The sequence below is a fragment of the Pirellulales bacterium genome, from assembly GCA_036490175.1.
Taxonomy (GTDB): Bacteria; Planctomycetota; Planctomycetia; order Pirellulales; family JACPPG01; genus JACPPG01.
The window spans coordinates 1-20552 of the sequence record DASXEJ010000283.1 but is presented as its reverse complement, the minus strand read 5'-3'; the positions used below and the strand labels follow the sequence as shown (position 1 = coordinate 20552).

The window sequence follows — 20552 nt, the reverse complement described above, 5'->3', positions numbered from 1 at the left end:
ATTTAGTGGTTAAACAAAAACTCAGTGCTGCTCAACACACTCCAGTACAGATCCTCTAGCACCTGCCGCTTTTCCGCTGCGCCACTGGCGGCCAGCTCGGGCAGGATTTTTGCTTTCTCTGCGTCGGTCGGATAGCGCGCGAGCGCCGCCAGGTAGAGCTCCTCCAGCAGCTTGTCGTCGGCCATGTTTTCCGAGATTGATCGCCCGATGCGATTCGTCCCCGCTTGCAGCTTGTCGTTCAAGGATGTGCCGTTGGTAATGTGCAGCACTTGCACCACGCTCGGCTCGGCGTTGCGTTCGCAATCGCAGGTAATGATTCGTTCGGGCCGGCCAAAGGCCTTCAAAAAGTACGAAGCCACGTTCGAATCCGGTAGTTGCATCGCTCGCCAGCCGGCCGGATAGCCGCCAAAGTCCGTCGCTGCGCCGGTTACTTGCGACATGGCATCCAGCAGCACTTCGGCCATCAGTCGCTTGGGATAGTAATGCGAATAGAAGCGATCGTCGGCCGCGTTTTCAGCCAGCGGTCGGCTGGCACGCTGATAGGTGTTGGATTGCAGTATTGCGCGCATCAAAGTCTTCAGATCATATCCCTCGGCCACCAGGTAACGGGCCGCCGCGTTGAGCAACTGCTCGTTACTGGCCGGGTTGGTCAGTCGCATATCGTCGACTTTTTCGACCAGGCCGGCGCCAAAGAAGTTCGCCCACACGCGATTCGTGATCGAACGGCTGAAGTAAGGATTTTCAGGCGCGGTCAGCCACGCGGCCAAGTGCAAACGGCGATCTTCGGTGGCGTCGTTCGCGATCGGCATCCCATCCAGTGGTGTCGGCGGCTGCGCCTTGCCTGTCAAAGGTTGAATCAGTTCGCCTGTCGTGTCGCTGTAGACGATCAGATTCCCTTCGCCCGGCATGCTCTTAGTGCGCACCCGCGCGAACAAGTTGGCGTAACCGAAATATTGTCCGTTGGTCCATTTTTCCAGCGGATGATTGTGGCAGCGGGCGCAATTGATCGACATTCCCAGAAAGGCCACGCTGGTGGTCTCGGCCAGATCGAGCGGGTCCTGGTGCAGGACGTAATAGTTCGTCGCGCCATCTTCCAACGTGCTGCCGCGCGCGGTTACCACCTGGCGAGCGAAGACATCCCAAGGGGTGTTGGCTTCGACCTGATTGCGAATCCACGAGTAATAAGCCCAGACCGCCGGTGTGCGCAGCTTGTCGCCATTGACCAATAACAGATCCGACCATTTGTACGACCAGTAGTCGACAAACTCTGGCCGGGCGAGCAACTGGTCGATGACCTTGTCGCGCTTGGCAGCGTTGCCGTTGGTGGTACTATCGGCCAGAAAGGCCCGCGTCTCGTCGGCCGTGGGCAGCACACCGATCGTGTCGAGATACGCACGGCGCAAGAATTCCGCATCGCCCGCGGCAGGGGAGGGGGGGATATTCAGGCTGGCCAGCTTGGTCAGCACTAATTCGTCGATAAAGTTGCGGCGCGGCGCGGCGGCAAAGACTTCGGGAGCGATCGGTTTTTCAAACGGTGCGCTGACCGCCGCCACGGCTACCCGGCTAGCGTACCAGGCTGAGAGAACGCCTTCGCCATGCCCGACGACGCTGGCCAATCCGGCTTCGTCGATCTGCACAACCGATTCGTTGGCCGAGGTGTATTTCACCCACCGCGTGACATCCTCTTGATGGCCGTCGGTAAAATGGGCGCGAACCAGAAACTGTTGCTTCTCGCTCGGCCGCAGCACGACGCCTGGCGGCAGAATCTCGATCCGCTCCACACGCGGATCCGTAGCCTGGGGGCCCGGCGCGCCTGCCGCTATCCACTGGGCGATCACCCGATACTCCAAAGAGTCGGGCGTAAAACGAAGCCCTCCCTTGTGCGGCACCGCGCCCGACGGCTTGGTTAACAACAAGCTACGGCCTGGATCGCTGGGGACCATCCGCCGCCCTCGCGCCTGCCGCGTGAGCGTCACGAAATCGCCATCCGTGTCATAGCCGCGTAGCGAGAGCTTAAAGCCATTCTTGCCAGCAAGCGCCCCGTGGCAGGCACCCGAGTTGCAACCGGTTTTGGAAAAGACCGACTCGACGTGATTGCGAAAACTCCAATCGAACGGCTTCTCCATGTCGGCCACGCGCACCCGCGCCGTGCCGGTCTGATCTCCCTGCGTTACGGTGAGTGTCGCTTCGCCATTGGCAACCGGTCGAGCGACAAAATCCTCGACAGCAACAATCTGCGGATCGCTGGAAGTGATCACAAGACCATCGGTGACCTGTCCGTGCAGGAGGCCCTCACCACCGCGCTCGACAATGACACGCTGACGAGCTTCGGGCCCCGACAGCGATATTTCGGTCGGCAACATCACTAGTCCGTCGGCCGCGCGAGCCTGCTCGCACGCCAGCCCGACGACAACCAGCCAAGCTGCCGCAAAGCAGGCTGCCCAATTACCGCCAACGACGCCGTTCGGCCGGGTGCCATGCCCACGGACGTACGCCGACGTGGGCATGCTGGCAAAGACTTGAGCAACTTGTTGACGGGCATGCTCACGCCAGCCTGAGCATGGCACCCGCGTTGCCATCAGAAGGTCGCGAACATTTCGAAAAGGAATCATTAAAACAATTCCTTGATCTCGTGCTTGCCGAAGTCCACCAGCGGGAACGGTCTTCCCTGCGGGCCCGGCAACTTCGTTTCCAAATCGAGGCCCAAACTGCGATAAACCGTAGCGACGATCTCGGCCGGTTCCACGGGGCGTTCGGCCGGCACGCCCCCGATGGCGTCGCTGCGCCCCACGACCCGGCCCCCTTGCACGCCACCCCCTGCGTAGTGAACGGTCCAGCATTGCGGCCAATGATCGCGACCGCCGGCAGGATTAACGCGCGGCGTACGGCCGAATTCTTGTAGATTGCAGACCATCGTGTTGCCCAGCAGCCCACGCTGCGATAGGTCTTCCAAGAGCGCGCTGTACGCCTGGTCGTACATCGGCGCCACGATGTCGCGCATCCCTTCGATCGAAGTAAAGGGCTTCGACCCGTGGATGTCCCAAGTGATTTCGTCGAACACGGTCAGGAAAGTGTTAACCGTTACGAATCGCACGCCGGCTTCGACCAGGCGGCGCGACAGCAGGCAGCATTGCCCGAAGCGCGTCATGCCATACCGCTCGCGGACGGCCGTCGGCTCCTTCGACAGGTCAAACGCCTCGCGGGCTTGGGCGCTGGTCATCAGGCGAAACGCCGCTTCGAAATTGCTATCCAGCAACTGCTCGTTGCCGCTGGCCTCGAACTTGCTGACCGTCTCGTCCACCACGGCCCGCATACGGCGGCGGCGATCAAGCCGGGCCTGGCCAATTTGCGCCGGAGGCAGCAAGTCAGGCACCTGGAAATTCGGCTGCGAGGGATCAGCCATCAGGGCAAACGGATCGTAGGCCTTGCCCAGGAAGCCGGCGTCCTGGCCGTGCGGCATGTTGCCGCCGGTGCGCCCCATCGGCTCGGGGAGTACGACATGGGCCGGCAGGTCGGTCTTTCGGCCGCGCAAATAGGCTAGCGCACAACCGGCATGAGGTGTATTGATTCCGCCAGTGAACAGCCGGCCGGTCTGCATCATCTGATGCCCGGTGTCGTGCACGGCCGCGGCTGTGTGATAGCAGCTGCGAACCAGCGAATACTTGTCGGCGTGCTGGGCCATGCGGGGGAAAATCTCTGAGATTTCGACACCCGAGGCGTTGGTTGCGATTGGCTTGAAGGGGCCGCGGATTTCGCTGGGGGCGTCAGGTTTCATGTCCCAGCAGTCCATCTGGCTGGGGGCGCCCAGGTTGAAAATCATGATCACCGACCGCTCGTCGTGCCCGTCGGTCACATTGCCGCGGGCTTTGGCCGCCAGCAGGTCGGGCAGGGCCAGCCCGATGGCCGACAGCGTGCCGGCCTGCAAGAACTCGCGCCGCGTCACCCCGTCGCACGTATGCGCGGTACCCCTACTGACAAGATCGAGCATGGCAGGTCCTTCTCTCTCTCGAGCCGGGCAAAATCAACCCCTGGATCGTATCATGCACGATATCTAAGATCAACCATCGGCAGAGGTTGCGCGAGGTTGACCCCCGCTGGCGGGCTGCCGCGTGCGGGAGATAATCCCGCAATGACCGCGCCGCGCGCGCCCCGCAGGCAATTCATCGCAGGTTACGTCCGTGTTCTTATTCTCTGGTTCTCTGCGAAATCGGCGCCCTCTGCGGATGAATCCGTCACGGTCGGCGACCGGGTCCCGTCCTGCATTCGTTAGTCCGCGGCGTGGGTCGTCCGTGAATCCTCGGTGCTAGCGTCACAACGCGAGGCCGGTTGACCTTGACCGGGCTAGCGAGGCTCCCTATCTTCCGCCCCTCTTTCCCCCCAACGTAATACCTGGCTTTCGAGGGGTCTCTGACTATGGAGACAACCGCTAGCACTATCGAACTGCGCGCCCCGGCGCCGCACGATTGCGATCTGTGTGGCGGTGCGGACTTCGCTGCGGTGGCGCACAGCGACCGTCGGGGCGATCCCTTGGAAACCGTAGTCTGTACGCGCTGCGGGCTCGTATCGCACGCGTTGATTCCAACCGAGGACGAGTTAACGAACTTCTACGCGCGCGAATATCGTCGCGCGTATCACGGCGAGGTCGCCCCGTCGGCCAGACGCGTTATGCGGGCCTGGCAAAAAGGAGAGCTCATCTTGCGCCGGCTGAGCCCATTCATGCGGCGCTCGGATCGCGTGCTGGAAATTGGCTCTGGCATCGGCTGTACCGTGCGGCGGTTCCAGCTAGCCGGATATGATGCCCAGGGCATCGAGCCCAACGATGGATTCCGGGAGTATGGCGTCAACACCTTTCATGCTCGCGTGCGCCCTGGCGGCCTTTTGGATATTCCGGCCGAACCATTGTACGACGTGGTGCTGCTGGTCCATGTGATCGAGCACCTGGGCACTCCGCGGCGGGCGTTCGAGCGCATCCGTCGCATGCTGCGGCCCGGCGGACGACTGTACGTCGAATGCCCGAACCTGGGCGCGCCTTTCGCATTGGGGGACAAGCTGTTCCATTTCGGCCACGTGCACAATTTCACGCCGGCCACGCTCCGCATGCTGGCCCGCCGCAGCGGATTCGAAGTGGTGACGCAATTCGCCACGCCCGAAGATCCGAACCTACGGCTGCTGTTGGTGAAGATGGACGAGCGCGACGAGACTCTCGACTCGGACAGTTACGACCAGACCATCGCGGCGCTAGCACGTTACAACATGGTGACGTATCACCTGCGCCGCAGCTATCTAAGAATGCGACTCGGCATGGTGGCCCGCGCGATCACCGAGGCCCTGCTGGCCCCGGCGTACGTCCGCCGCGTGACCGCCCAGTGCGAACAGCATGGGAGCGCCGACAACTGGCAGCGCACCATCGAGACGCCATCACGCCGCCTGGCCGCCTAGTCGGACGCCCGTCGCACGCGCTCTGTGCAAGCCGTACTTCCAAATTAATGTCGTCGGCATCTTGAGTTGCAGGTCGAACGATTAGCCGGTACGGCGCAGGCGGCGGCTGACTTCGGCGGCTTCGGCAGGAGGGAAATCTTCGCTGTATTGGACGACCCCTGACTCGAAAGTCGCTACGACCTGGCCGTCGCGCAAAGCCAGCGAATTCGTGGGCTTGGCCCCCACGCGATCACCTCGCGTGATGATGCCGGCCAGATTGACCGGATCGGAGCCGGCGACGACCAGGCATTGCCCCGTCGGCTCTCGATCGCGCACTTCGCGCACTTGTTCGACCGCGCTACCGGTGGCGTATTGTTCTCCCCCGACGCCCGACACAAAGCGGCCGCCTCGGATCTCTCCCTGCGCCTCGAGACGGCGAAAGATCGGCACCAACTGTCCCCAGCTTGGCGCCGCCGATTCGCGCACTAGCAAATCGCGGAAGACAATGCCCCAGCGACGCAGAAGCTGCTGCGCCCAGCGCTTGAGAGATTCTTGCTCGTCCGCGGCCGAGACCAGACCGGGAAACAGCGACCAACGCCCCGAACTGGCCATTTGCCCGGTCGCCCGATGGGCCGGGTTGGATCGCATTTCGCGCGTGCGGCGCCGTCCTGCGCGGGGGCGGCTCGTTAGTCCTCGCAGCGGTGCGAATCCATCCGACGTCACCAAGCCTTGCTGTGCTAGTTCCAAAAGTGCCTCGTCCAGGTGCGTAGGCAGCAAGCCTGTAGCCGTGGTCAGGTCGTGATAGAACAGTGCCCCGCGACTTTCGATCGCAGCCAACACGGTTTGCGCATTGCCGCGCAGCGGGATCGGCTTGCCATTGCGTTCCATGGGCAATAGCCAGGGAAGATCGGCCCGCAGCATAAGCGCCAACGGAACGGCGCGCGTCAAACGGCCGACGCTGGCGCGCCCGGCGTCGTCTGGTTTCTGTGGCCGCAGCCTTCCCCAGGTGAGCTCGCCGGAGAAGGCCAGTTGATCGAGCCAAACCGGATCGTATTCGTTCACTCGCGCCGGCAGGATGCGCCGCTCCCAGGCGCCAGCGGCCATTTCGAATCCCTGCAATTGCGCCAGGATCTCGCGTACGCCTCCCACGCCCGTCAGTCGTCGTTCGGGCGCTACGCGCTGATGTTCGGTGAGGAATCGCAGGAACGAGGTCGGCTCGACTGGCTCGATCTGACGACGCAGTCGATCGAGCGTCAAGCGGTGGATTCGAGCGAGCAAGCGCCGATCACACCATTCGACTTCGTGGGAATCCGTGGCCGCGCCGTTTGTCGCAGCGTTGCCGGCACCGTGCGCGGCGCCGTTGGCTGCGTGCCGCGCACCCGGGGGCGTATAGCGACCGCGCATGGCGGTTCCTTCGGCCTCGAGCGCCGTAAGCGTGGCTTCGACCAGCCCGGCATTTAATGCCAGCTCTTGGGCCATTTGCGAAGCCGTAACCGGTCCGGCGATTTGCAGCCGCCCACGCAAGAGATGCACAAGTGCCTCGGTCGACTCCCAGTTCTGCCGCACGCTGTCCGGCAGGGAGGAGCGACGCTCGATCGTGGCGGCCGGCAAGGCCGCGGCGACCAACGGCCAATTCTCGGTGGCGATCCAGAACGGCGCGCGGTCCGGCGCCCGCGCCCGCGTGGCCCGGCCTGTGGAAACGAGATCATTGAACCATCCGGTCCAGGCGATTCCCTCGTGCTCGAGCATCACCCCTTGAGTGATCAGGGCATCGTGCAGTTCGTCGGCATCGCGGACGACCGGCTGCGCTTCGTCACGCACCTGCGCAATGGCCGCTGGATCGAGCCAGCCCAGATCGCGAACGGCCCCGATGTCGAGCGTGCGACGCACAGAGACAGCCCGCGTGCGTCGTTCCTCGAGCGGGGCGCCGTCCAAAAAGGCGTACGGATTGGCGTTGATGATCTGGTGCGAGAACGGCGAAGGTTCGCGGGTGTCGCAAGGAACCAGCTCGATGTCGCCACTGACGATCTCTCGGAGGACGTCGGTCCAACCTTCGATATCCATCGCCTCGTGCAGGCAGTCATATACGGTCTGCTGAACCAGCGGATGGTCGGGTACCTCGATATCGCCAGCGTGGTTCTCCAGACAGCCGGCCGTTTGCGGAAACACCGCGGCCAGCAAATCGTCGGATCGATAACGCTGCAAGTAGGGGGGCACTTTTTTGCCGCCCCGATATCGCAACACGGCCAGCGCCCGCGTGACGTTCCAGCGCCAGCGGGTTTGAAACATGGGCGCCGCCAACAAGGCTTGGACCAACAGCGTCTGGCCATTGCCGGGGTTGAGCATTTTGAACAACGCGTCAATCGGAAAGCTGTGCTGCGGCCCGAGCGACAACAGCACACCGTCGTCGGTGGCGCTGGCCTGCAATTCGAAATCGAAGCTGCGGCAAAAGCGCTTGCGCATGGCGAGGCCCCAGGCGCGATTGATCCGCGCCCCCAGCGGTGCGTGAATCACCAACTGGCTTCCGCCCGACTCGTCGAAGAAACGCTCGAAGACGATCTGCTTTTGCGTGGGAACGGTGGGAATTGCCGCCTTTTGGGCCGCCACATAACGGGCGGCCTGCACGGCGGTCCAATAATCGGCCCCCGTCTCGCGCGCCAGCCACGCCGTAGCGCTGGTCAAATCGACGTCGTCGCGCGGCGCGGGCAAGTCGAAGTTTCGCTCACGCTGCGGAGGCTGCGCTTCGAGCGAATCAGGTATCTCCTCTTTGGACGCCTTCGGCGGAGTGGGATCACCGCCGACGCCAGGCAGCCAGCTTTGTTGCGTAATCTTCGGCCCGATGTCGATCAGCTGGCCTGACTCGTAGGGCCGGCCGGACGGAATCGTAATGCGCGTTGCCAATTCGGTGCGCAGCGTCGCCACCTCGGCCGATAGCTCGCGGGTGCGGCCCGGCGCTTCGCCCAGCCAGAACGGCACCGTGGCCGGCGCGCCTTGGGCATCTTGCACCACTACCTCGCCCCCGCGGACGTAGCGCACGCGCCACGACATGTTTCCCAGCTGAAACACGTCGCCAGCCTGGCTTTCGATGGCAAAATCTTCGTTCAGCGTGCCGACGAATGTTCCTTCCTCTTCGGTCACCACGCGGTAGTCGGCCAGCTCGGGTATCGCTCCGCCCGAGGTGATCGCGGCGATCCGCGCTCCACGCCGTGCCCGCAGCCGGCCATTGATGCGGTCGCGGTGCAAGTGCGCGCCGCGGCCTGTCTTGGGATCGGCGCCTTGGGTGACGAGCGCTACGGCGGCGTCGAAATCGGCGCGGCTGAGCGTGCGATACGGCCACGCCCCGCGGCACAACTCGTAGAGCTCGGTCTCGTCCCATTCCTCGGCGGCCACGGCGGCCACGATTTGCTGTGCCAAAATGTCGAGCGGCGCCGCGGGGATTTCAATCGCATCCAGTCGACCGCTGCGCACGCTTCGTACCACCGCCAGGCATTCCATCAGCTCGTCGCGCGACAGTGGAAACAGCCGCCCCTTGGGCACCAGCCCCAGCGAGTGTCCCGACCGGCCGACGCGTTGCAGAAACGTGGCGATCGAGCGCGGCGAGCCAATCTGGCAGACCAGGTCGAGGTAGCCGACGTCGATACCCATTTCTAGCGAGGCGGTAGCGACGATCGCTTTCAGCTCGCCATTCTTCAGCCGTTCTTCGGCATTCAATCGCAACGAGCGCGATAGGCTGCCGTGGTGGCCGGCTACGGCGGACTCTCCCAACAGTTCGATCAAATGATGCGAGACGCGCTCTGCCAAGCGCCGTGTGTTGACGAAAATCAGCGTGCTGCGGTGTGCGGCGATCAGTTGCTTCAGACGCTCGTAGACTTCGGCCCAGCATTCGTGCGAGCAGACGGCCGCCAACTCTCCGGGCGGAACTTCCACGGCCAGGTCCAATTCGCGCTGGTGCCCGACGTCGACAATCGCGCAGTTGGATTGTTGCGCATCGACTGCCGGCCGGCCAACCAGGAATTGCGCAATCTGGTCGATCGGCCGTTGCGTGGCCGATAGCCCGATCCGCGTCGGCGCAACGTCGGTCAGATGGGCCAGCCGTTCGAGTGACAGCGCCAAATGGCTGCCGCGCTTGTCGCGCGCTAGGGCGTGGATTTCGTCCACGATCACCGTGTGCACGCCGCGCAGCATCTCGCGGCTCTTGGCACTCGTGAGCAGCAAATACAACGACTCGGGCGTGGTCACTAGAATGTGTGGCGGACGGCGCAGCATGGCTTGCCGTTCGGCAGTGGGCGTGTCTCCCGTCCGCACTGCGGCGCGAATCGGCGGGGCCCGAAAGCCGGCTTCGATCGCCGCGGCACGAATCTCGGCCAGCGGCACTTCCAGATTGCGGTGAATGTCGTTCGAGAGCGCCTTGAGCGGCGAGACGTATACCACCTGCGTGCCACTGGGCAACTCGCCTGACATTCCTTGGCGGAACAGGCGGTCCAGGCACCACAGGAATGCGGCCAGAGTTTTACCGGAGCCTGTCGGCGCCGCGATCAGAGTGTGCTGGCCGGCCGCGATCGAACGCCAGCCCAGCCGCTGCGGATCGGTCGGGGCGCCGAAGCGCGAGCGAAACCATCCGGCGATGACCGGATGAAACGGAATGCCTGCTTCCAGCGGCTCGGCAGTAAGAAGCTCGCTCGTGGCCACGTTCTGGGCGCCTCACCAGCAAACAATGGGGTAGGTGAACAAATGCACCACCCTTCCATCATAGCGGGCTGGTCCCAAGCCGAGAAATGTGTGGCTCCCGGCGCGGGGTATTGGCCCGGGCCTAGTCGCCGCATGAAATACCAGACACTCTGGCGTGACTAGAAACCGCCGCGACGTCCGCCGCCGCCGGTATTGGGAATCCCGCGCTGCTGCATGCGGTTCCCTAGCATGCGACGGTATTCCGAACCCTGCGCCTGCTGTCGGGCAGACGAATTGTCCAGGGCCAGGCGACGTTGTTGCCCACGATCGCCGCCGCCACCACCGTTGCCGCCGCGTCCGCCGCCCTGGCCGCCTTGGCCAGAATTGTTGTTGTTATTGTTATTGCCGCCGTTGGCGCCACCGCTGCCACTGCCGCCATTCGCGCCGCCCCCTTGCGCTGCCTGTGCGGCGCGCTCTTTCTCGCGTTCTTTTTGGCGTTTTTCCCAATCCTTGCGGCGCTTGACCATCTCGTCGATGTCTTTATCGAGTGCTTTCACCTGGTCCTTCTTCGACAGGGCCAGGAAATCGTCCATTCTTTTCTTCTCGCGTGCCATCCAGCCCTCGGGACCACGTCCCATTTGCTGAAATACTTGATGGCGTTGCTCGGGGGTCAGGTTGTCCATGGCTTCGCGCATTTGCCCGAACAACTTGCGGCGATCCTCACGAGGCAGGTCCTCGTTGCGCATCTGTTTTTGCAAATCCAGGGCCGCAGCCAGGGCCGGATCGGTTCGGAACGCGTAGTACGCTCCGGCGCCGCCGGTCAGAAGTAGCAAAATCAACAGGGCCATTCCCCATTTCTTGCTGTTCATAATTCCCTTCCCCTGTGCAAGCCCACGCCCCAGTACCATGCGCGAGCAAACGCGTGAATAGTTAGTTTCCTACGTGGCTGTCCATATACAGAAAGTTTCGCGATCCCACGGTCCCGGGCGCGGCATGAAACGGTGCAAAGTCGAACACGATCCAGATCGTGCCGGAATCGCGAGTCTTGACGATCTCGACACGGCGTTTCGGCAGGTTTTGCCTGGGGTCCCAGACGATGGGCGAATTGTACTCGTAGCTCAGATCCTCCGCTTCGAAAAACGTCGAATCCGATGGATTCACAGCGTTGTTGTACGTGTCGTTGAACGTCTGCGTTTGGTCGTCGTTCGTTTGGGTTTGCAAAGCCACCGTTTCGTCATTCCAGTTCGACTCTGGAAAGACGTCGTCCGGGCATTGAAATACGTTGGTGTTCGTTTCGATAAAGGGATTGAGCGTTGCCCGCAACGTTGGCCTGAGCGATTGCGGCAGCCCATACTTCGTTAGCGCGGATTTCATCTGCGCCGCATCCGGATACCGGCCAAAGGAGCCGTTCGCGTCGACATACATATCGAGCGCCAGGCCAATGTTGTGCAGATTGCTGCGGCACTGGGTCCTCCGGGCCGCGGCCCGCGCATATTGCACCGCCGGCAACAGCATGCCAATTAATATGCCAATGATGGCAATTACGACCAGCAACTCGACGAGCGTAAAGCCCGACCGTGGCGTGGCCGCAAAAACCCACCGCGGCGCAGCGTCAGCCTCTGGCATCCCCTGACGACACAGCCATCGTGGATTGTTCTGTCGCAGCTTCATACTGGCAATTCCCCGTAACGAGTGGGATGAAGCCGGAAATATTACGGTCCCCACATGATAAACACCGCCGCGACCGCCGGGTATCGCCACGTGCATGACAATTGCCCTGCAATTTTGGTCAGCCCCCGGCCCGACACACGCGGAGCAGGAACCGGCCATCCCGCGCCTGCGCTGTGTCGCGCTTGCTCACGCAAGTCTTCCGACACCAGCGATTTGTGTCCATCCCAATTCCATCATAAACTGCCCGTCGCCAAGGGGCGTGTCCCACGGTATCCCACCCCGGAGCTGCCAGAATGAAGGCTGTTCGCTGTACGAATTGGTGCCAGCCGTCCGGGCTGACCATCGAAGATCTGCCCCGACCGCAGCCTGGTCCCGCCGAGGTGCTGGTCCGCGTAGCGGCCGCCTCGCTAAACTTTCCCGACGTCCTCATCATCCAGGGGCTGTATCAGGTCAAGCCGCCGCTCCCCTTTACACCCGGCTTTGAATTGGCCGGCACCGTCGAACAGGCAGGGGCCGAGGCCGCCGCGAAATTTCCCCCCGGCACCCGCGTGCTGGCGCAGTGCGATCTGGGAGCGTTCGCCGAGTACGCCATCGCCCCTGTTCACTCGGTTCGATCTTTGCCGCCAGGGCTCGACGATGCCGAGGCGGCCGCCTTTTCGTTGGTCTATCAGACGTCCTATTTCGGCCTGGTCTATCGTGGCCAACTGGCTCGGGGCGAAAACGTGCTGGTCCACTCGGCGGCCGGAGGTGTCGGGCTAGCCGCCGTGCAAATCGCCCGCGCCCTGGGGGCCGGCAAGATCATCGGCACCGTCGGCTCGGACGATAAGCGCGCCGCCGTGCTCGCAGCCGGAGCAGACGTGGTGGTGAATTATCAGACCGAGAACTTTGTCGAGGCTGTCAAGGCGGCCACCGCCGGTCACGGCGCGGACGTGATTTACGATCCGGTCGGCGGCGACCTCTCTGAACAGAGCACGCGTTGCATTGCCTTCGAGGGGCGGCTGGTGATCATCGGCTTTACCAGCGGCAAATTTCCCAACTTCAAGGGAAACCACTTGCTGGTCAAGAATTACAGCGTGGTCGGGCTGCATTGGGGCTACTACCGACAGATGGACCCGGCCAAGATCGAGCAAGGCTGGCAAGACTTGATGAACCTTTACAAGACGGGCCATCTCAAACCAGTCATCGCCGCACGCTACCCGCTGGCGCGCGTGGCCGACGCCATGGACCATCTCACGTCGCGACGTGCCGTGGGCAAGATCATCCTTGATGTAAACATGGGATGACGGACGATGAACGAGGCGCGCGTGCGCCGGACGACCGCCTCAATCTGCGCCGCGCACAGTGACGTTTTCGTCGGTTTTGCATTCATCAAGTTGCATTATCCAGGAGTCCGTATTGCATGGCAACGCTTATCTCTCGACCGGCCGTGGTACAAGCGGCAGGCAATAAGCCCAAAGTGATCGAAGAGTTCATCGGCCGTGTCAACTCGCACACCACGCCGGTCAGTATCGCGCGGATGAAAAGTCCCGCCGGCTGGGTCGAACCTGGCCAGACGCCGGAGTTCGACGAATACTCGGTCGTGCTGCGCGGCATGCTCCGCGCCACCACGCGCACGGAAACCATCGACGCCTGCGCCGGCCAGGCCATTGTCATCCCGCGGGGAGAATGGGTCGCCTATAGCACGCCCGAAAGCGAGGGGGCCGAATACATCGCCGTTTGTCTGCCAGCATTCTCGCCCGATACGGTCCATCGCGATGCCGTGGGCTGACCTGCGCCTTAGAGACAACGCGGGCGGAAGTCGTCGTGGTTTTTATCGAATCATGCAAATTGAACCTGCGCTCTCCGAGCAAATCATGATCCCGAGCGAGAGATTGTACCGCGGGCTGTTATTGCCTGTTTTTGTCGCCTTCGTACTAGGACTTTGCAGAATTGCAGGTGCGACGGCGCCGGCCGACTTGGATAAGGTTGAAGGGCCGCTCGGACGGAAGCTTGACGAGGATATGAAGAAGCGAGCGGAGTCAGGATTCAGCGGTGCTCTATTAGTCGCCAAGGGTGGCAATGTCGTAATTGCCAAGGGTTATGGACTGGCAAATCGAGAGAAGCAGATACCGTTCACGTCTCGGACGGTTTTTGATATCGGCTCCCTCACCAAGCAATTTACCGGTGCCGCGATCGCCAAACTGGAATCACAGGGGAAGCTCAGCGCGGAAGACAAGCTCGGCAAGTATTTCAGGAATGTCCCCGAGGACAAATCGCAAATTACGCTCTTCCACCTACTCACGCACAGCGCGGGCTTGGAGGGAGATTTCGGCGGCGACTACGAACCCGCCACGCGCGAGTGGATCGTCGAAATGGCGCTACGGTCAAAGCTGCTGTTCTCCCCCGGTCGGGGGCATCGCTACGCCAATTCTGGGTTCAGCCTGTTGGCAGCCGTGATCGAGCAGGTGACCGGACAAACGTACGAAGCCTACTTGCGCGAGCAACTGTGGTTGCCAGCTGCAATGAAGAATACGGGCTATCTGCTGCCGAAATGGGACCCCGACACCGTTGCTCATGGCTACAAGAGAAGCACGGATTGGGGCACACCACTCGATAAGAACTGGGCTGAGGACGGTCCCTACTGGAACCTACGCGGAAATGGCGGCGTACTTTCGACCGTCGGGGACCTGTATCGCTGGCACAAGGCGCTGCTGGGCGACCAGGTGCTCTCGAAGGAAGCAAAGGCAAAAATGTTTTCGCGGAAGGTCGAGATGGGGCCAGATGCAGACTCTTGGTACAGCTACGGATGGGTACTGACCGACTCGCCACGCCGTACAAGGGTCACTTCGCATAACGGCAGCAATGGCGTGTTCTATGCGGAATTCATCCGATACGTCGATGAAGACATCGTATACATTGCCGCCAGCAATCGCTCGGAAGATGCTTCGGGTGCCTGTCTGGATGGCATCAAAGACACCGTCTTTCAGTGACGCTGGCGCATGTCTTTAGGCGAATCATGCGCTTTTGAAGACACGCTCCAAGCCAACACCAACGCACACCGCGCGATTTCCAGTTATCGTGAGCCGCCCCGCACAAGACAGAACCGAAGAGTTCAACCGTCGCGTCGACTTCGGACGTACGGCCAATGACTACGGCCGGCATCGCGCCGGGTTCCCGGACGAGTTCTTCGCACGATTGCGGACGTTCCACGTTGGCCTACCCGGCCAGCGCGTGCTTGACCTGGGTTCCGGCACCGGCACGCTCGCGCGTGGATTGGCCGCGGCCGGCTGCCGTGTGACGGCTCTCGATCCGGCCGCGCCGATGCTGCGCGAGGGGTGTCGACTTGCCGAGGAGACGCACTTGGCCCTGGACTACGTCATTGCCAAGTCCGAAGCCTTGCCACTCGAATCAGCGACACAGGATGTGATCACGGCCGGACAATGCTGGCATTGGTTCGATCGCACGACGGCCGCCGCCGAAGCCCGCCGCGTGCTCACAGCCGATGGTCTCCTGGTGATTGCCCACTTCGACTGGCTACCCCTGGCCGGCAGCCCCGTGGAAGCGACCGAAAAGCTTATCGAGCGCTGCAATCCCGATTGGCACTTTGGAGGCAGCCATGGATGCTATCCGCAGTGGCTACCCGGCGTGTCTGCGGCTGGCTTCACCGAGATCGAAACATTTTCCTTCGACCATATGGTCCCCTATAGTCACGAAGGTTGGCGGGGCCGCATTCGGGCCAGTGCCGGAGTCGCGGCCACACTCTCAGAAATCGACGTCATTCGCTTCGACCAAGAACTGGCGCAACTATTGGCCGAACAATTCCCGCAAGACCCATTAACGATTCCGCACCGCGTCTACGCGATAGTGGCCGTGTCGCGCTAGCGAGATCGCAGCCATCAGAACTCAGTCCGAGCGTCATGGCCCGAGCAAGTGCGACCCGTCGCCCCAGCCTGTCCGATAGGCAGGCAAGCGGTATTTTTTTCTGCGTAATCTGCGTTCTCTGCAGATAAATTCGTTTTCTGAAAGATCAAGAATGTCCACAGATGACGCAAATTACGCAGATGGTGAATCGGCGGGTTGTATTGTTCCTGTAAAAATGGATGCAGGCGCGCGAATCCGGTGGCGCTAGATAATTTGTGAGGAGTTTCATCATGACGGACGCCCATGCCGAACAGCCGACGGACAGCGCGGTCGCGCCACCGGCGCGGCGCCGCGAGCTGAAGCGTTTTCTGGTCCTAGCGGCGGTCATAGTCATCGGATTGGCGATATATGTCTTCGCGTGGCCCTCGCCGATCGATCCCGTGGCATACGAGCCACCTCTCAAGCCGCCGCTTACGGGCGTGCTGGCGCCGAACGATCGTCTGGCCTCGGCCGAGCAGATCGCCGTCGGTCTGGTTAATGGCCCTGAGGACGTCGAGGTCGACACGGCCGGCCGCGTTTTTACCGGCACCGCCGATGGCAAGGTGCTGCGCATCGATCCCGATGGCACGGTCAACACCCTGGCCGAAACCGGCGGCCGGCCCGTGGGGCTCTGCATGGCGCCCGACGGCAATCTGATTGTGGCCGATTCGGCCCGCGGTGTGTTATCGATCGACCCGGCGGGCAATATCACCGTACTCGTGAACGGCGCCGATAACGAGCGGCTCGGCTTTGCCGACGACGTGGCGATCGCCCGCAATGGCACGATCTATTTCTCCGACGCCAGCGCCAAATTTGGCCCCGATGAATATCTGTACGACATGCTCGAAGGGCGCCCGCACGGGCGGCTGGTGAGTTACGATCCGGCAACGCGCGATACAACGACCCTGCTCCGCGGCTTGTACTTTGCCAATGGCGTCGCGCTTTCGCAAAACGAAGACTTCGTGCTCGTCAATGAAACGTACCGCTTTCGTATCATGCGCTACTGGCTTAGCGGTGATCGAGCCGGACAGTCGGAAGTGTTTGTCGACAACTTGCCGGGCTATCCTGACAATATCACGTCTAACGGACAGGGGATATTTTGGCTGGCTTTGTTCACGGTGCGCAACGACGACGCCGACTGGCTGGCCCCGCGTCCGTACCTGAAAGGAGTCCTGGCCAAAATGCCGGCCTTCCTGTGGCCCAAGGCGCAGCCCTATGCCTTTGTCGTCAAGCTCGACGAGCAGGGGCAAATCCTCGACAGCATCCAAGACCCGACGGGCAAGAACCTTCGCGAAATTACTTCGGCATTCGAGCGCAACGGCCACCTCTACCTGGGCAGCCTGCACAACGATCGGATCGGCAAATACAAGTTACCGTAAAAAAAGAGACCGCTCCTACGTCGGGCGTACATGGCCCACGATCGATCGTCGATGGCATTCACGCCGCAGGCGCATTAAAACAAAGAAGCGTCCCCTTTCGATGCCTTCTATCGAATCTGTGCCATCTGCGGAACTGCCCGATTTTTTTACAACGGTCGGTGACGAATGAAGCGGTCCTTGTACGAGTGGACGGCGATCCTTTCGGCGATGGTTGGAATTACCTGCCTTGGCTACTGGGGCGCGTCATGGTTCGTGAGTTTTCCGGACGACGTTATGGACGTCACTTTCAAGGGGGGCAACTTCCGGCCGACGGTCTCGCTCGTCGATGGTACGTTGGAATTGTGCAGCAATTTCCCACTGACCGACGTTCTCTTGAACCCGGTCTCGTACTTTAAAAATCCGTTCGTCGTGAGGGAGATTCGGAACTCAGCCCTGCAATACGCGAGATTGCTGGACCGCGGCAGTTCCGCCAACGCGCTAGCGATAGCCATCCCGGGATTCGCTTACCGGCACAGCGGCGTCCCTCTTAACACAGGCCCGGTGTTTGTGTGGCAGGTGCGTGTGACAATGCTGATACCGGGCCTTGTTGCCATGCTCGTGGCGGCATTCAGCGCATGGCGCTTTCGCCTCACGGTGCGGTCAGTTGCCAAGCCCGTCGATGCGCAGTCGAAGAATAACGCGTCCGCAAATCTGCCCTCTTCAGATTTGTCGTCGACTGCTAAAAGCACATAACAACGGATGCGAGCCGCTTTCGATCTGCTCACGCGGTGAACGGCGAAAGGTGCCCTGGGGAAAAAGGGAATCGCAGCCAGCAATCGTGCCAACGCGGCCTGTAGAATGCACGTCACAAGAGCATTCAAGAGTTCTTAAAAGCGCGTCTGTTTCCATTAGAGCACGAGCGTTTGTATGGCTTGCCTGGACGCTACGTTTCTTTTGCAGATCAGCTTTGCACCACGAGTGACTCGGCGCGATCGTTCATCGCATGTCGCACTGTCCGCGAGGGCCTAAGGCGCGCGTTTACAGGTCGTGGTTTGTCGTCAAGTCGTTAATTATTTCAGCGTTGAATAATTCCATTAATTGAATAATTCCCGGCGCGGATCCTGGTCAGGGGAAATATCTTGCGTCTAATTTTGCCCGATTTTCGGCCGCCTACGGCATTGACCAAGCGCGGACAGAATGCGGACGAGGCCAACCGCGGTCGGGCGCAAAAATCTGCTCGCTGCACGTAGCAAGATTTCGTGATATGGTGGTCCGCACCGTCCGCTTTCGCCGTGCAACGATCCCCACGCGACCGCCAACATTTGAAGAAAACACGCATCTTATGTCTCGCACAACTGATCAGTTCGACGTAGCCCGACAGTATCTCGCCGGCGGTGTATCGGCTTCGACGCGCGTAAATCGCGCGCTGGGACGGCCGATGTATTTCGAGCGGGCCGAGGGCTGCCGTGTGTGGGATCTCGACGGCCGTGAGTACATCGACCTGTGTACCAGTCACGGGGCCACGCTGCTGGGGCACGGCGACCCGCAAGTGCTCGCCGCCGTACAGACGGCACTCGCACGTGGCGCGGCGTGCTCGTACGAAAACGAGTGGCACGCCCTGTTGGCGCGTGAATTATGCGAAGCCATTCCTTGTTGCGACCTGGTTCGCTTCACCGGTTCGGGGAGCGAAGCCACGATGCACTGCCTGCGACTGGCCCGTGCGTTCACGGGCCGGACGAAGCTGTTGAAGCTTGAGGGGAACTTTCACGGCTATCACGACCAGGTGATGTTTGCGCTGGCGGCGCCGGCCACGGGACCCGGCCCCGAGACCAATCCCGCGGTCGAACCAGCATCGACCGGCATGGTGAGCGCCTTGGCCGAGCAGCTGGTTGTGGTGCCGTACAATCGGCCGGACTTATTGGAGAGAGCATTTTCGCAGCATGGCGACCGGTTGGCCGCCGCGATCTGTGAGCCGATCTACTACAACGCCGGCTGCATCCTGCCCACGCCCGAGTTCTTGGAAGCTCTGCGCCGCCTGACGAGCAAGCACGGAGCGCTATTGGTTTTCGACGAAGTGCTGAGCGCCTTTCGCATGGGACCGGGCGGGGCGCAGGAATATTTGGGCGTGACGCCCGACCTATGCACGATCGGCAAGGCCGTCGGCGGCGGCTTCCCGCTGAGCGCGTTTGGCGGCCGTCACGATATCATGCGCCGCCTGATGCCCGAGGGAGATTGCCAGCACAGCGGCACCTATAACGGCCACGTGGTACCCGTCGCAGCCGGCCTGGCCGCGGTGCGTGCCTATCGAGCGCCGGGATTCTACGATCACATTCATGCCTTGGCTGGTCGCCTGTATACGGGGCTGGTCTCGCTGCTGGCGCGGCACGGCATCGCCGGTCGGGTGCAAGGGCTCGGCGCGCGGTTTGGCATCTATTTCGGACCCACGCAGGAAGTTCGCGATTACCGCGACACGCTGTCGCACGATCGGCAGAAGATGTTGCGGTTCGTGGCTGCCGCGAATGAAGAGGGCGTGTATTTTCACGATTACGGCGGCGCCGCCTGCCATCACGGCTTTTGTGCTGCCATGACGACGGCCGACGTCGACGAGGCGCTGGCACGATTGGACCGTGCCCTGGGCAAGGTCGCCAGCGACAATAAGCAAGATCGCTAGCGATATCGGTTCACGATCTTAGCTGCACGGTCCTATTCAACCGGCCAACATTTGAGCCCACTGGCAAAGCTATCCGCCGAGACGGGGAAATGGGCTGGCCGCGCCGCTCAATCCTTCGCGAGCCAGCTTACGGCGAATCCACCAGTGCGGGTCGTACTCTTCGTCGAAAATTGGGTGCGGCTGGCCGAAGCCGGGCAGATTGTCGAAGTCGCCTTGATCGATGGCCGCACGCAGTTTGTCTTCGGCTACGATCTCGAGCGCCCGTCCGGTCATGCCGATGGAAAGGTTTGCCATAACGGTTCCATTTCGTTGTGCAAACTTGGCGAGAATTGGCTGCCAGGAATCTCCGCAGCACCCATGGCTAGCCGATAGGATTTTAGGCCGGCCGGCTATTGCGGCAACGGCATTGCGCCCTGGCTGGGAGCTACTCTTAGTTGGCGGCCGCCGTCTTCCCGCCTATAGTCCTGGCACGACTTGCCCTGTCGAGAACCGCCTTGCATGTTTATCCACATCGACTCCCCTGGTTGGTGGACCACTTCGCTGTTAGTGGCCGACTGGGTCATCCGCCTGGGTTTGTCCGTGCGCGTCATCATGCGGGGGCGGCCGGTTGGTTTCACGTTGGCCTGGCTCGCCGTGGTCCTCAGCGTTCCACTGGTCGGAGCCGGGGCATATTTGATGTTCGGCGAACTGCGTTTGGGGCGCCGCCGCGCCGACTATGCGGCCCGCATCCACGGCCCGTATCGCCAGTGGCTGGCCGATCTACACAATCGCGCTGCGGTCGATTGGCGTTCGCTGGGTGAGGAAGCACAGTCCTTGTCGCGATTATGCGAGGCCGCCGTCGGCATACCGGCCTTGCCTGGCAACGAAATGCACCTGCTCGACAATGC

14 protein-coding genes and 1 pseudogene are annotated in these 20552 nt (G+C 61.8%); 9 read left to right on the top strand and 6 right to left on the bottom strand.

Annotation, left to right across the window (positions count from 1 at the left end; all coding sequences use genetic code 11):
* Nucleotides 1–2: 2 nt before the first annotated feature.
* Together VGG64_21375 and VGG64_21370 are read right to left on the bottom strand one after the other, a co-directional pair.
* Entirely contained in the window at nt 3–2612 is a 2610-nt protein-coding gene (locus VGG64_21375; protein ID HEY1602167.1) for a DUF1549 and DUF1553 domain-containing protein, read from the bottom strand.
* On the bottom strand, nt 2612–3988 hold the full coding sequence (locus VGG64_21370) for a DUF1501 domain-containing protein (GenBank protein ID HEY1602166.1): 1377 nt from the start codon (nt 3986–3988) through the stop codon (nt 2612–2614). The genes VGG64_21375 and VGG64_21370 overlap by 1 nt, the downstream gene beginning before the upstream one ends.
* A 425-nt stretch (nt 3989–4413) precedes the next feature.
* Here VGG64_21370 and VGG64_21365 point away from each other — a divergent pair, with 425 nt between their 5' ends.
* Entirely contained in the window at nt 4414–5439 is a 1026-nt protein-coding gene (locus tag VGG64_21365; GenBank protein ID HEY1602165.1) for a class I SAM-dependent methyltransferase, read from the top strand.
* An 81-nt stretch (nt 5440–5520) separates the two neighbouring features.
* On the opposite strand, the gene VGG64_21360 is transcribed toward VGG64_21365, so the two are convergent.
* The 3 genes and pseudogenes from VGG64_21360 to VGG64_21350 all read right to left on the bottom strand — a co-directional run bounded on the left by VGG64_21360 (nt 5521) and on the right by VGG64_21350 (nt 11712).
* Nucleotides 5521–10107, bottom strand: a complete 4587-nt coding sequence (locus tag VGG64_21360; protein ID HEY1602164.1) for a DEAD/DEAH box helicase — start codon at nt 10105–10107, stop codon at nt 5521–5523.
* A gap of 158 nt (nt 10108–10265) precedes the next feature.
* Complete coding sequence (locus VGG64_21355) at nt 10266–10955, bottom strand: hypothetical protein (protein ID HEY1602163.1); 690 nt, start codon at nt 10953–10955, stop codon at nt 10266–10268.
* Between the two features lie 529 nt (nt 10956–11484).
* Nucleotides 11485–11712, bottom strand: a pseudogene (locus tag VGG64_21350) (type II secretion system protein).
* A 338-nt stretch (nt 11713–12050) separates the two neighbouring features.
* Between VGG64_21350 and VGG64_21345 the strand changes: the two are divergent.
* From VGG64_21345 to VGG64_21315, 7 genes are all read left to right on the top strand, one after another.
* Nucleotides 12051–13040 (top strand): NADPH:quinone oxidoreductase family protein, encoded by a 990-nt coding sequence (locus tag VGG64_21345; GenBank protein ID HEY1602162.1) that lies wholly within the window; start codon nt 12051–12053, stop codon nt 13038–13040.
* Between the two features lie 116 nt (nt 13041–13156).
* On the top strand, nt 13157–13525 hold the full coding sequence (locus tag VGG64_21340; protein ID HEY1602161.1) for a hypothetical protein: 369 nt from the start codon (nt 13157–13159) through the stop codon (nt 13523–13525).
* 52 nt (nt 13526–13577) lie between these two features.
* Nucleotides 13578–14726 (top strand): serine hydrolase domain-containing protein, encoded by a 1149-nt coding sequence (locus tag VGG64_21335; protein HEY1602160.1) that lies wholly within the window; start codon nt 13578–13580, stop codon nt 14724–14726.
* 88 nt (nt 14727–14814) lie between these two features.
* Entirely contained in the window at nt 14815–15618 is an 804-nt protein-coding gene (locus VGG64_21330) for a methyltransferase domain-containing protein (protein ID HEY1602159.1), read from the top strand.
* Nucleotides 15619–15887: 269 nt separating this feature from the next.
* Nucleotides 15888–17015, top strand: coding sequence for an SMP-30/gluconolactonase/LRE family protein (locus VGG64_21325; GenBank protein ID HEY1602158.1), 1128 nt, complete (start codon nt 15888–15890; stop codon nt 17013–17015).
* 165 nt (nt 17016–17180) lie between these two features.
* Complete coding sequence (locus VGG64_21320; protein HEY1602157.1) at nt 17181–17747, top strand: hypothetical protein; 567 nt, start codon at nt 17181–17183, stop codon at nt 17745–17747.
* A gap of 589 nt (nt 17748–18336) precedes the next feature.
* A complete protein-coding gene (locus tag VGG64_21315; protein HEY1602156.1) occupies nt 18337–19665 on the top strand; it encodes an aminotransferase class III-fold pyridoxal phosphate-dependent enzyme in 1329 nt (442 codons plus the stop codon).
* 69 nt (nt 19666–19734) lie between these two features.
* Here the strand turns inward: VGG64_21315 and VGG64_21310 are convergent, their stop codons facing one another.
* Nucleotides 19735–19959, bottom strand: a complete 225-nt coding sequence (locus VGG64_21310) for a DUF1992 domain-containing protein (protein ID HEY1602155.1) — start codon at nt 19957–19959, stop codon at nt 19735–19737.
* Between the two features lie 204 nt (nt 19960–20163).
* Between VGG64_21310 and VGG64_21305 the strand changes: the two genes are divergently transcribed.
* Nucleotides 20164–20552 (top strand): PLDc N-terminal domain-containing protein (locus VGG64_21305; GenBank protein ID HEY1602154.1); only part of this gene is annotated, 389 nt, incomplete at its 3' end.

Bases quoted from the DNA above. Each gene is read 5' to 3' on its own strand.
- VGG64_21375 (HEY1602167.1), bottom strand. From the start codon at position 2,612: ATGATTCCTTTTCGAAATGTTCGCGACCTTCTGATGGCAACGCGGGTG.
- VGG64_21370 (HEY1602166.1), bottom strand. From the start codon at position 3,988: ATGCTCGATCTTGTCAGTAGGGGTACCGCGCATACGTGCGACGGGGTG.
- VGG64_21365 (HEY1602165.1), top strand. From the start codon at position 4,414: ATGGAGACAACCGCTAGCACTATCGAACTGCGCGCCCCGGCGCCGCAC.
- VGG64_21355 (HEY1602163.1), bottom strand. From the start codon at position 10,955: ATGAACAGCAAGAAATGGGGAATGGCCCTGTTGATTTTGCTACTTCTG.
- VGG64_21345 (HEY1602162.1), top strand. From the start codon at position 12,051: ATGAAGGCTGTTCGCTGTACGAATTGGTGCCAGCCGTCCGGGCTGACC.
- VGG64_21340 (HEY1602161.1), top strand. From the start codon at position 13,157: ATGGCAACGCTTATCTCTCGACCGGCCGTGGTACAAGCGGCAGGCAAT.
- VGG64_21335 (HEY1602160.1), top strand. From the start codon at position 13,578: ATGCAAATTGAACCTGCGCTCTCCGAGCAAATCATGATCCCGAGCGAG.
- VGG64_21325 (HEY1602158.1), top strand. From the start codon at position 15,888: ATGACGGACGCCCATGCCGAACAGCCGACGGACAGCGCGGTCGCGCCA.
- VGG64_21320 (HEY1602157.1), top strand. From the start codon at position 17,181: ATGAAGCGGTCCTTGTACGAGTGGACGGCGATCCTTTCGGCGATGGTT.
- VGG64_21315 (HEY1602156.1), top strand. From the start codon at position 18,337: ATGTCTCGCACAACTGATCAGTTCGACGTAGCCCGACAGTATCTCGCC.
- VGG64_21310 (HEY1602155.1), bottom strand. From the start codon at position 19,959: ATGGCAAACCTTTCCATCGGCATGACCGGACGGGCGCTCGAGATCGTA.